Below are 11849 nucleotides of genomic sequence, written 5' to 3'. Positions count from 1 at the left end.
CTCAGAGCGTGGCGTAGAGAGTTCGCGACGATCGATCCTCAAAGCAGGCGGTGCAGCGACGCTCGCTTCCCTGGTCGGACTCTCGGGGAGTGCGGTGGCCCAGGAGGGCGACGGCGGCGGCAACCAGAGCGGGACGAGCGCCTGGATGTTCAACGACGAGGCCCGTCCCGGCGCCGTCTTCCGCGTCCAGTCGCCGGAGCTGGAAGAACCGCCGAGCCTCGACGCCGTCGAGGGCGACGCCGCACAGGCACTGGAGGGGGTCTCCGTCCGTGTCGTCGAGTACTTCAACACCAACGAGGAGGTCCTGCTGTTCCTCCCGCCGGACGTGCAGGTCGAGGAGGGCGAGCTGTACCAGCTGAGCGAGAACCTCCAGTTCGTCGACGGCGGCGGTGCCGAGGGAATCGTCCAGGTCCAGTTCCAGACCGTCGACGACCAGGAGTTCACCTTCGACCTCGTGGACAACAACCAGGTCGAGGTGCTCGACGAGGGTGGCGAGGGCGCGCTGCGGCCGCGGAACTTCTCGCCCGGCTCGATCTTCCGGGTCGTCTCCGGTCAACAGGGGTGGGTTCCCGACGACGTCGCACAGAGCGGGCTGTTCACCGACTACAACACCCACCACGCCCAGTACCTCGGGGCGGACGACGAGTTCCTCTTCTTCCCACAGGAGGACGCGACGGTCGAGGACGGGGCCATCTACACTGTCCAGGAAGAGTGGGAGCTGTTCAATCCTGCCGGGAACCTGGTCGCCGTCGAGTTCAACCGCGTGAACGAGGACAGCGTCCCCATCGAGGACCAGTACCTCTGAGTCGGACCGAAGGGCGAGGAGCGACCCGCCGACTGAATCTGTTTCGATTTTTCGACGGGGGTCCGCGACACTCGTCCTGAATCGGCCTGCGGTATTGGCCGACGGGTGCCATCACGCATACGGACGTGCGGCGAAAACGATGTGTATGGTCGACGTCGCTGGTCACCTCGGGATGGCGCTCATCTGGCTCGCTCCGGCGTGGTTCATTCTCGACACGCCGAAAACAGCCGCGACGTTCGTCGGTGTTGGCGTCTGGTTCGGAATGCTCCCGGACACCGACCTCTACCTACGGCGCGTCTTCGAGACCGTCAAACACCACGGCATCATGCACACCATTCTGGCGGTGACGCTCTTGGCGGCCGTCATCGGCCCCCTGGTCGGCCTGGTTCTCCGGCGAACGCTCGGCGACTCGGAGTGGTTCTCCCCCGACACGGCGTGGGACGCCTACTCGTTCGGGTTCGTGATGGTGTGGGTCGCCGGCCTCGCCCACATCTTCGCGGACATGCTGTCGGCCCCCGACATCGCCGAGGCCACCGAGCCGTTCTGGCCGCTCTACCAGCAGTCCCTCGGCATCGACATCGTCTGGTACAACAACCCGTGGTTCAACTGGGGGCTCCTCGTCGCGGGCGTCGTCCTCAACGTCGCGCTCTACTACTCGAAGACCCACTCGACCAACCCCTCGGCCGTCCAGAGCTGATGGACGTCGGCGCTCCCACGCTGCTCAGTAGTGCCAGGGGTACTTCGAGAAGTCGGGCTCCCGGCCCTCCATGAACGCCTCGCGGCCCTCCCTGGCCTCGTCGGTCATGTAGCCGAGTCGGGTCGCCTCGCCCGCGAACACCTGCTGGTCGACGAGGCCGTCGTCGGCCATATTGAACGCGTACTTCAGCATCCGCATGGCCGTGGGCGACTTGCTCGCCATCTCGTCGGCCCACTCCAGGGCCACGTCCTCGAGGTCGTCGTGGGGAATGACTTCGTTGACCATCCCCATGTCGGCGGCCTCCTCGGCGGAGTAAGTCTTCCCGCGGAAGAATATCTCGCGAGCCTTCTTCTGGCCGACCTGCTTGGCGAGGTACGCGGAGCCGAAGCCGGCGTCGAAGGAGGCGACGTCCGGGTCCGTCTGGAGGAACTTCGCGTGCTCCTCGCTGGCGAGGGTCATGTCACAGACAACGTGGAGCGAGTGGCCGCCGCCGACTGCCCACCCGGGGACGACGGCGACCACGGGCTTGGGCATGAAGCGGATTGCGCGCTGGACTTCGAGGATGTGGAGGCGGCCCGCCTTCGCCTCGCGCACCGAATCGTCCTCCGCGGCGCCGGCCTCGTCGTCGTCGCGGTACTCGTAGCCGGAGTCACCCCGGACAGACTGGTCGCCGCCCGAGCAGAACGCCCAGCCGTCGTCCTCTGGGCTCGGGCCGTTGCCCGTCAGGAGCACGCAGCCCACGTCGGCCTGGCGCTTGGCGTGGTCGAGGGCCTCCGCGAGTTCGTCGACGGTGCCAGGGCGGAAGGCGTTGCGCACCTCGGGGCGGTCGAACGCGATGCGCACGGCGTCCACGTCCGTGCCGCGGTGGTACGTCACGTCCTCGAAGTCGACGTCGTCGACCGCCTCCCAGCGGTCGGGGTCGAAGAGCTCGGAAACCATACCGGGCGTCCGCGGGCGGCGGGCAAAAGCGTTTGTACAGCAGCCGCGCGAGGACCGCGCATCGACCCGCACGCTTATGGACTGGCCCGGGGACCGACGAGTATGGAGTTCGGTGCGCTGTGGCGGGAGTGGCGGGCGACCGCCGCGGGCGCGCTCGCCGGCGTTCTCGCGTTCTGGGTGGGCTTCGTCGCCACACTCGCCGTCCAGTACGACGAGGTCCGGGAGTCCGCTGGCGTCGTCGAGGACGTCGCAGCGCGCCTCGGCGCCGACGGCGGGGAGCTCTTTCGGAGCGTCGCGGAGTGGCTCCAGCCGGACCCCGTGCAGCTCGTCGGCTGGTTCTTCTACGGCAGCCACTACGTCCCCCTGGAGTTCCGCGGGTCGCTGCTGGGCAACACGGTGCACCGAACGGTCGACGTCCAGGAGACGGCCGTCTGGGACTCCCTGCTCGTGCTCGTCCCGCCCGGCGTCCTGCTACTCGCAGGCTTCCTGCTCGCCGCACGCACCGCCGACGAACGACCCGTCAGCAGTCCCCTCACCGGTGTCCGAATCGCGCTCGGCTACGGTGGCACCGCCGTCGCCGTCGTCTCCGCCGTGTCGTACTCGCGCAGCCTCGGCTTCGCGTCGATGACGGTCGGGCCGGACCCGACGACGGTGGCGCTCTACTGCACGGGATACGCGGTCGCGTTCGGAACAGTCGGCGCCGCGCTACACGGCGCCTACGTCCAGGGCGACTAGTCAGAGCAGGTCGGCCACTCGTTCTTCGAGGCGCTCGCGCTCGCGGTGACTCCGTTCGGCGTCCGTCCGCACCTCGATCACCTGCGTCCCCGGCGAGTCGAGGGACTGCCCGTAGGCGTCGCGGAACGCCGAGAGCGTCTCCACGCGGTAGAACTCGAGGTCGTAGGTGTCGCCCGTGGGCGCGAAGTCGAGGCCGTGTGGCGTCTTGAACTGGCCGGTGAACGGCGGGTCGAACGCCTCGATGGGGAGCATGTGGAAGATGCCGCCGCCGTCGTTGTTGAGCAGGACGACCGTCGCGTCCACGCCGCAGCGTTCGAGCGCGAGCAGGCCGTTCGAGTCGTGGTAGTACGCGAGGTCGCCCGTAATCAACACGAGCGGGTCGTCGGTCGCGCTCCCCGCGCCGAGCGCCGACGAGGTGACGCCGTCGATGCCCGACGCGCCGCGGTTGCCGAGCACGGTCAGGTCCGCCGCCCGCGGGCGAGCGAAGCGGTCGAGGTCACGGACCGGCATGCTGTTCGAGACGAAGACGGTGGCGGGGTCGGGGGCGTCGTCGGCAGCGGCCGCGACCACGTCGCCCTCCATGAGTCCGTCCGCGTCGAACTCGTCGACTGCCTCCCAGTAGCGGGATTCGGCCGCCATCACGCGTTCGGTCCACCCGTCTCGGTCGGCGTGCACGCGCTCGCCCAGCGCGCGAGCGGTTTCGGTCGGGTCCGCGACGACGAGGTCGCTCGCGGTGAACGTCGCCTCGCGCCACCCGCCTGCGGGGTCGACGAGCACCTCTCGCGCGCCGCTGTCACGGAGGTAGTTGCGGAGTGGCTTCGACGTGGGCGACGCTCCGAACCGGAGGACGAAGTCAGGCTCTGGAACCCCGGCCGCGAGGAAGCCGTCGTAGCCGCCGACGACCGGCGCGTCGGGGACGTGGTCGCCGAACCGCAGGCCGGAGAGCGGGTCCGCGAGAATCGGGAAGCCGGTGGCGTCGGTGAGCGCCGCGGCCGCCTCGGGCGCGAGACCGCTGTCGTCCGGACCGGCGACAACCAGTCCGCGCTCTGCGCTTTCTGCTGCGGCCGCCAGGTCCGCGAGCATCGCGTCGCCGGGGAGCGCGCGGCCGTGATCGACGGCGACGAACGGGCCGTCCCGTCCCTCGGCGGCGAGTGGGTAGTCCGCGGCGAACTCCTCGGGAACGTCGCCGGGAACCTCGACGGGTTCGAGGGGCTTGCGGAACGGAACGTTGAGGTGGACGGGGCCGGGGTTCGCGCCCGTCGTCGCGCCGACGGCGCGGCAGACGGCGGTCCTGAGCGAGCGGAGTTTCCGGTCGTCGGCCTCGGGTTCCGGCAGGTCGCGGTAGTACCGGACGGCGTCGCCGTACAGTTTCACCTGGTCGACGGTCTGGTTCGCGCCGGAGTCGCGGAGTTCCGGCGGGCGGTCGGCGGTGAGAACGAGCAGCGGAACGCGGGCCTGGTTGGCTTCCATCACCGCCGGGTGGAAGTTCGCGGTCGCAGTTCCAGACGTGGAGACGACGGGCGTGGGTCGACCGGTGCGCTTTGCGCGGCCGAGGGCGAAGAACGCCGCCGAGCGCTCGTCGAGGTGGGAGAACACGCGCACGTCCTCGTGTTCGGTCAGCGCGACAGTGAGCGGGGTCGACCGGCTGCCCGGGCAGACGCAGGCGGCGTCGACGCCGCTGCGGGCGAGTTCCTCGACGAGTGCGCGCGCCCAGAGCGCGTTCCGGTTCGGGTCGCTCATCGAGGGGCCTCCGTCGCTGTCGTCATTCGAGTTCGTCGAGGATGGGGCGGTACTTCAGTTGTACCTCCTCCCACTCGGCCTCGGGGTCGCTGTCCGCGACGATGCCGTTGCCCGCGAACAGCGTGACGGTGCGGTCGGCGGTGACGGCCGACCGGAGGCCGACGCCGAACGTCCCGTCGCCGTCGGCGTCGAACCAGCCGACTGGGGCGGCGTACCAGCCACGGTCGAACGTCTCCGTCTCGCGGATGGTGGCGAGCGCCGCGGCGGGGGGCAGGCCGTTCACTGCGGGCGTCGGATGCAGGCCTTCGACCACGTCGAGGACGTGGGTCGACTCGTCGACGTCTGCGCGGATGGGCGTCTCGAGGTGCTGGATGTTCGACAGTCTGCGGACGCCCCGGTCGCTGACAGTGACGTCCCCGAACGCGTCGAGGCAGTCGGCGATGGCGTCCGTGACGAGGCGCTGCTCGTGGCGGAGTTTGTCACTCTCGCGCAGGCGTTCGGCGAGGCGCGCATCCTCGGCGGGGGTGTCGCCGCGCCCGACCGACCCCGCGAGCGCCGCCGTCTCCACGACGTTGCCGTGCAGCGTGACGAGTCGTTCGGGCGTGGCGCCAAGGAACGCCGCGTCGTCGGTCGGTTCGACGAGGAAACGGAAGCACTCCGAGTAGCGCTGCCGGAGGCGTTCGAGCAGGTCCCGGGGTTCGACGGGGCCGGCCAGGTCCGCGCGCAGTGCCGTCGCGAGCACGACCTTCTGCAGGTCGCCCGACTCGATGCGGTCGAGGGCGTCGGCGACCTGCTCGCACCACACTTCCTTCTCGGGGGTCGGCGACGTGCGGTCGACGCCGGGGTGCGGGCCGCCGGGCTTCATCGCCGGGAGCGACTCGACGGCAGCCTGGGCGTCGTCGAGGGCGGCCTCGACGTTCGAGGGGTCCACGTCCGTTCCCGCGCGCGTCACCGTCAGCCACGTCTCGTCGCCCGCACTGGTCAACTGGACCTCCGGGAGGACGAACTGCGCGGCGGGGAACCCGGCCCACGCTCCGCCGGCCTCGTGGTCGTCGAAGAAGGCGAACCCACCGAGGAGGCGCGGTCGGGCGACGTCGGGGCCGTCGTGGTCGGACTCGGCGAACAGTCGGTCCGCCCACTTGCGTACCGCGTCGAAGCGCTCGGCGCCCGACGCGGTGACGGCGGCCGCCGCGCCCGCGCCCGACAGTTCGAGGCCGTCGGGGTCCGCCCAGTGAATGCGGGGCGGGTCCCGCGACGCGAGGAACGCCCGGTAGGAGACGTCCGCCACCCGGGCGCTCCTGCTCACGACCGGCCCGTGGACGGTCGATTCGCCGGACAGAGAACTCATTGTGCGACGTTGAGGGCGCTCCGACTAATAGCCTGTTCCTTCCGACTCGGGCTAGCTGTACCGGTCTTCTGCCCAGGGGTCGGCGGTGTTCGAGTAGCCGCGCTTCTCCCAGTAGCCGCGTTCGGGTTCGGTGAGGAACTCGACGCCGTCGACCCACTTCGCACCCTTGTAGGCGTACTTGTGGGGCGTGACGACGCGGAGCGGGCCGCCGTGCTCCGCCGGGAGGTCCTCGCTGTCGAACGCCCAGGTGAACAGCACCTCCTCGCGCATGCAGTCCTCGAGGGGGAGGTTGGTCGTGTAACCGTCGAGCGCGTGGAACATCACGTGGGTCGCGTCGCCGCGGACCCCCGCGAGCTCCGCGAGGTGGGGGAACGTGACGCCCGTGAACTCGCAGTCGAACTTCGACCAGCCGGTGACGCAGTGGAAGTCCTGTCGCTGGGTGACGGAATCGAGGTCAGTGAACTCCTCGAAGGAGAGCGTGAGTTCGTTCTCCACGGCGCCCCGGACGGTGAACTCCCACGTCTCGGGGTCCCACTTCGGCGTACTTCCCTTCGACAGCACGGGGAACTTCGACGTCTCGCGTTGCCCCGGCGGGAGGCGGTCGTCGCCGAACTCCCGGTAGAGGTCGGTCACGTTCTCGGCATTCATGAGCGCGCCTAACGGGTCGGTACACGTATTCTTACCGACTGTGGCTCCCGCCGCTCCGCCGAAATTGGCGGCTACCGTGACGCTCGCTGATGGGTCCGCTAGGGGGTACCCCGTCAGGCTTAAGAACGGTGGTGGCGAACCCCCGTCCAGTAGCATGCCCACCGTCGAAATCAACATCCCGGACCAGATCGAGATGCAGATCGCTCAGCTCGTCGAACAGGGGGAGTTCGTGAGCCGCGAAGAGGCCGTCGAACAGCTGCTGTCCTCGGGCATCCGGGCCTACAAGACGAGCGGACCGTCCGACGAGGAGGACCCGGGTCTGGAGAGCGAGGGCGGCATGATGGGCCACGACGACGAATACGTCTTCTGACCGTGTGACACCGTAGCGGACAACGCTTAAACCACCGAATTCCGTACTGCGACCAACGATGCACAAGGACGAGCTCCTCGACCTGCACGAACAGATGGTCCAGATCAAAGACCAGTTCCTCGCGTTCGACAGCGTCGACCAGGACGCCTTCGCGGCCTACGAGGAACTGGACGTCGACCCCTCGCACGTCCACAAGTCCAAGAGCGAACACAAACACGCCGTCTTCCTGCTCGGCAACGCGCTGGCAGCGGCGATGAGCGACGACGAGTTCTCCAACGCGGGCCGACTCAGCAAGCGCATGCAGGAGCTGGCCGACGACGCCTCGGGCAAACTGTAACGACGGTTCCCGAACAGTTCTGAAAGGGGCTCGTCCGCCCCGGAAAGCCTTATACCCGCCCCTTGCGTTCGGTTGACCATGCAGGCACACACGGTCGAGCGGGTGGAGTCCTGGCACTCCCGACCGTTCTCGGGTGGCTTCCACGAGTTGCACGAACTCGCGGACGCAGACTTCTCGGGCGCGGTCGTCGCCAGCGACACGTGGCTGTTCATGTTGAACGGCCGCGTCATCGGCATTTTCGAGGGTGAGATCGAGGAGTTCGAGGACGCTGAGGGGACGGTGTACGAGGCGCCGGACCCGTCGCTCGCGTTGCTGTTCTCAATGCAGGAGCGGGGCGGCGAGACGCAGGCGAAGTACTACACGAACGAAACGCCGCTCTCGGAGGCCAACGAGACGCTCTCGGACGCGAAGTTCACGGGCTACGTCGAGCTCTCCGAGAACGTTCTCTCCGGCGATTACTACGTCGTCTACTACGGTGGTCGCTCGATGAGCGCCGCGTTCGTCGGCGCCAGCGAGGAGCTGATCACCGGCGACGAGGCCTTCGAGCGCGCGGACGACGAGGTGGGCCTCTACGAGGTGCTGAAGACGCCGGTGAACGTCACGAGCATCCCCGATATCGAGGACGACGAGTCGAACGCCGACGACGCGGCCGCCGCTGGAGCAGCCACCGGGACTGCGGACCGGGCAGACGACACGGCGGAAGACGACACTGCGAAGGACGCCGAAGCAGTGTCGACACCCCCGTCCGGTGCCGTCGACGAGGCGGAACAGACGTCCCAGACAGAACGGGCGTCTCAGACGGAACAAGCGTCCCCGTCCGAGGAGGCGACGCCAGGAACGAAGGAAACTGGTTCACGCGCTGAGGGCGCCGACGAGTCCGACGAGTCCAGGAGCCCACCCACCCATGCCCCCGAGCAGGATTCTCCCTCGTCACCAAGTGACGGTGCGGGACCCACGGACGCTCCGGAGGAAGCGGCGTCCAACGGTGGCTCAGCCGCGGCGAAGGCGGCCGCTGCGGCCGGCGAGGAGGGTGTCTTCGACGAGGAGGAGGAGTGGCGCAACGCGCGCTCAGTCCCGACACTCGACCCGGACAAGAGCGAGACGGCTGGAGAGGAGGCGAGCCAGAGTTCGACGGGGAAGACGGCGAAGCGCCAGCGCAAACGGAGTCAACCGAAGCGAACCCGGCAGTCGTCATCGTCGGGGAAGTCCCGCTCGAACGTCGAGAAGCTGAAGCGGGCCGTCCAGCAGCGCGACGCGAAACTCGAGGAGGCCGCCGAACGCATCGACAACCTCGAGGGTGAGCGTGAGCAGCTCCGCGAGCGAGTGCGGAGCCTCCAGGAGGAGCGCGACGAACTCGCGGCGCGCGCGGAGGAGCTCGAAGCGGAACTCGAGGCCGCCGAATCAACCGGGGACGCGGGCGGCGAACCGGCCCAGAACGACCTCTCTCCGGAGGCCGCGCTCTCCGGGACGAACCTCTTCGTCCGCTACGACTCGAAGGGGAAGGCCACGCTCGACGGACTCGGCGACGGTATCGACGCGGACGACGTGAACCAGAACATGCGCGTCGACCACCACACGCAGTTCGAAGCTTCGACCGCGACCGTCGACGGGGAGGCGTTCGAATCGTTCCTGACGGGAACGGGCGCGTACCGTTTCGTCGCCTGGGCGGTCCGGGAACTCCCCTACGAGATCCGGGACGCGGGCCACACGTCCGGGCTCTCCGACCTCTACGACGCGATTCCCCGCGTGGACCGCGCCGAACTCGACGGCTCCGTCGAGGTCGAGACGGAGGAGGGCAACGTCTCCCGGTCGTTCGACGTCGTGTTGCGCGACCGCATGGGCGAACCGCTCGTCGTCGCGGAGCTGAACGCGGAGCGAGAACCCGTCACGGGCGACGAGATGCAGGCGCTCGTGGACGCGACGACGGCCGTCAGCGAGGGTACCGAGGGGCTCAGCGCGGCGATGTACGTGACCGCGTCGTTCTTCGAGCCCGCGGCCTTGGAGACCGCCGCCGAGGAGACCGGTGGCGGCGGCTTCCTCTCGCGCAGCGACAAGGAGAGCTACGTGAAGGTCGGACGCAAGGACGGCTACCACCTCTGTCTGGTGGAGGATAGAAACGACGCGTTCCACCTGACGGTCCCCGAACTGTAGCTACCGACGGGAACCTCCGTTCACTGCAGCTACCGAAGTCGGAGACGCCTCACTCGGCTTCCGCGGCCGCGTCGATCTTCATCGCTTCCATCTTCCCCACGATTTCGTCGACCTTGCCGTCGAGTTCGTCGACGAACTCCTGGGTGCGCTCGGTGGTGATGGCGCCCTGGCTGGACGGTTCGATGAGGTTCTCCTCCTCTAGCACGCGGAGGGAGTACCGAACCTTGTGGTGGGGGTAGCCGGTCTCGTTGGACATCTTCACGATACCGATGGGCTCGTTCTCGATGACCATTCGGAGGACCTGCAGATGTCGTTCTAGCATATCGACTTCCTTCTCAAGCCGGTCTATCATGGCACTTGTTAACTTGTCTTGGCGGGGTTTTAAAGGTTGTCACACTTCCCGGCGAGTAAGAGTGCTCTCAGCTTGGGAGTGCTAGCAATTAACGATTTCGCTCCACCGGTGTCGCGGCCTGAACCTGCTCGTTCGTCCAATGGAGTAGGAGCTTCGACCAGGATATGTGCATAGGGGTGTACACAATCTCCGCGAATACCGTAACGGGTTTGTCGCCAGTCGTGGAACGGACGTGTATGACCGTCACTATCGTGGGCGCACAGCTCGGCGACGAGGGCAAGGGCGGTGTCGTCGACATCTTCGGCGACGCCGCGGACGTCGTCGTCCGTTACCAGGGCGGGGACAACGCGGGCCACACCGTCGTCGTGGGCGGCGAGGAGTACAAGCTCTCCCTGGTCCCCTCCGGCGTCATCCGCGGGAAGACCGGCGTGCTCGGCAACGGTTGCGTCGTGAACCCCGAGACCCTGTTCGAGGAGATCGACGCCCTCCGCGAGCGCGGGCTGGACCCCGACGTCCGGGTCGCGCGCCGCGCACACGTCATCCTGCCGTACCACCGCGTCCTCGACGGCATCGAGGAGGAGACGAAGGCCGACGACGACCAGGAGATCGGCACCACCGGCCGCGGCATCGGACCGACGTACGAGGACAAGGTCGGCCGCCGCGGTGTCCGCGTCGGCGACCTGCTCGACCCGGACGTGCTCCGGGACCGCCTGGAGTACGCCGTCCCGCAGAAGCGCACGCTGTACGAGGACGTCTACGGCGGCGACGCGGGCGACGAGTTCGACGTCGACGCCATCTACGAGCGCTGCCGCGAGTACGGCGAACGCATCAGCGAGGATAACATGGCCGTCAACGCCGGCGAGTACCTCGCCGACCGCGTCGACGCCGGTGAGGAACTGATGCTGGAGGGTGCCCAGGGCACCAGCCTCGACATCGACCACGGCGACTACCCATTCGTCACCTCCTCGAACCCGACCGCGGGCTACGCCGCCACCGGAACCGGCCTCGGCCCGACGGTCATCGGACAGGGCGAAGTCGTCGGCATCGTGAAGGCGTACCTCTCCCGGGTCGGTAGCGGCCCGATGCCGACGGAACTGGACGGCGACCTGGCGGAGTACATCCGCGACGAGGGCGGGGAGTACGGTACCGTCACCGGCCGCCCGCGCCGCGTCGGCTGGCTGGACGTCCCGATGCTCCGGCACGCCGCCCGTGCCAACGGCTTCACCGGCCTCGCCATCAACCACCTCGACGTGCTCGCCGGCCTCGACGAACTGAAGGTCGGCCACGCGTACGAACTCGACGGCGAGGAACTGCTCGCGACGCCCGCCAGCACCGAGCGCTGGGACGAGTGCGAGCCAGTCTTCCGGAGCTTCGACGGCTGGGAGGAGTTCGACCCGCAGACGGTCGCGGACGGTGGCTACGACGCGCTCCCGGCCGCCGCCCGCGAGTACGTCGAGTACCTCGAGGACGAACTCGACACGCCGACGTACGTCCTCGGCGTCGGCCCAGGTCGCGAGGAGACGGTCGTTCGCCAGGACCCGTTCGAGTAAGCGTCTCCACCCGACCAGTTTTTCCGCGGGAAGCTGCTGCGGGCAGCCGGCAGCCTGATTGGACTGAACGAGCGAGCCGAGGGCCTTCTGGTGTTCCTGTTGTTCTCGGGGTGTGCTCGCATGGTTCGGCACGGACCCACTCTGGAACCCGCACGCTTTTGACCGGCGCCGTCCACG

At 68.3% G+C, this 11849-nt stretch carries 12 protein-coding genes; 7 read left to right on the top strand and 5 right to left on the bottom strand.

Annotated elements, in window-relative coordinates; translation table 11 throughout:
- The first annotated feature begins 94 nt into the window (after window positions 1–94).
- Window positions 95–805, top strand: a complete 711-nt coding sequence (locus tag HALDL1_10920; protein AHG05298.1) for a hypothetical protein — start codon at window positions 95–97, stop codon at window positions 803–805.
- A gap of 145 nt (window positions 806–950) precedes the next feature.
- Window positions 951–1502, top strand: coding sequence for a metal-dependent hydrolase (locus HALDL1_10915; protein AHG04053.1), 552 nt, complete (start codon window positions 951–953; stop codon window positions 1500–1502).
- A gap of 24 nt (window positions 1503–1526) precedes the next feature.
- Here HALDL1_10915 and HALDL1_10910 read toward each other — a convergent pair whose 3' ends face one another.
- Window positions 1527–2441 (bottom strand): crotonase, encoded by a 915-nt coding sequence (locus HALDL1_10910; protein AHG04052.1) that lies wholly within the window; start codon window positions 2439–2441, stop codon window positions 1527–1529.
- A gap of 102 nt (window positions 2442–2543) precedes the next feature.
- On the opposite strand from HALDL1_10910, the gene HALDL1_10905 reads away from it, so the two are divergent.
- Window positions 2544–3176: a hypothetical protein gene (locus HALDL1_10905; protein ID AHG05297.1), complete on the top strand. Its 633-nt coding sequence runs from the start codon at window positions 2544–2546 to the stop codon at window positions 3174–3176.
- Here HALDL1_10905 and HALDL1_10900 read toward each other — a convergent pair whose 3' ends face one another.
- From HALDL1_10900 to HALDL1_10890, 3 genes are read right to left on the bottom strand one after another with little or no spacing between them, the layout of a single operon-like run.
- On the bottom strand, window positions 3177–4916 hold the full coding sequence (locus HALDL1_10900; protein AHG04051.1) for a 2-succinyl-5-enolpyruvyl-6-hydroxy-3-cyclohexene-1-carboxylate synthase: 1740 nt from the start codon (window positions 4914–4916) through the stop codon (window positions 3177–3179).
- A 22-nt stretch (window positions 4917–4938) separates the two neighbouring features.
- Complete coding sequence (locus HALDL1_10895) at window positions 4939–6264, bottom strand: isochorismate synthase (protein AHG04050.1); 1326 nt, start codon at window positions 6262–6264, stop codon at window positions 4939–4941.
- A gap of 51 nt (window positions 6265–6315) precedes the next feature.
- On the bottom strand, window positions 6316–6912 hold the full coding sequence (locus tag HALDL1_10890; protein ID AHG04049.1) for a sulfite oxidase: 597 nt from the start codon (window positions 6910–6912) through the stop codon (window positions 6316–6318).
- Between the two features lie 154 nt (window positions 6913–7066).
- Here HALDL1_10890 and HALDL1_10885 point away from each other — a divergent pair, with 154 nt between their 5' ends.
- The 3 genes from HALDL1_10885 to HALDL1_10875 all read left to right on the top strand — a co-directional run bounded on the left by HALDL1_10885 (window position 7067) and on the right by HALDL1_10875 (window position 9770).
- Window positions 7067–7282 (top strand): surface glycoprotein, encoded by a 216-nt coding sequence (locus HALDL1_10885; protein ID AHG04048.1) that lies wholly within the window; start codon window positions 7067–7069, stop codon window positions 7280–7282.
- A gap of 58 nt (window positions 7283–7340) precedes the next feature.
- Window positions 7341–7619 (top strand): hypothetical protein, encoded by a 279-nt coding sequence (locus HALDL1_10880; protein AHG04047.1) that lies wholly within the window; start codon window positions 7341–7343, stop codon window positions 7617–7619.
- A 78-nt stretch (window positions 7620–7697) separates the two neighbouring features.
- Window positions 7698–9770: a hypothetical protein gene (locus tag HALDL1_10875; GenBank protein AHG04046.1), complete on the top strand. Its 2073-nt coding sequence runs from the start codon at window positions 7698–7700 to the stop codon at window positions 9768–9770.
- Between the two features lie 49 nt (window positions 9771–9819).
- Here the strand turns inward: HALDL1_10875 and HALDL1_10870 are convergent, their stop codons facing one another.
- Window positions 9820–10122: a hypothetical protein gene (locus HALDL1_10870; protein ID AHG04045.1), complete on the bottom strand. Its 303-nt coding sequence runs from the start codon at window positions 10120–10122 to the stop codon at window positions 9820–9822.
- A gap of 236 nt (window positions 10123–10358) precedes the next feature.
- Here HALDL1_10870 and HALDL1_10865 point away from each other — a divergent pair, with 236 nt between their 5' ends.
- Window positions 10359–11672: an adenylosuccinate synthetase gene (locus HALDL1_10865; GenBank protein AHG04044.1), complete on the top strand. Its 1314-nt coding sequence runs from the start codon at window positions 10359–10361 to the stop codon at window positions 11670–11672.
- The last annotated feature ends 177 nt before the right edge of the window (window positions 11673–11849 follow it).

The organism is Halobacterium sp. DL1, assembly GCA_000230955.3.
In the GTDB taxonomy this organism is placed as follows: domain Archaea; phylum Halobacteriota; class Halobacteria; order Halobacteriales; family Halobacteriaceae; genus Halobacterium.
The sequence above is the reverse complement of the archived record's forward strand: the minus strand, read 5'-3'. Positions and strand labels throughout refer to the sequence as shown.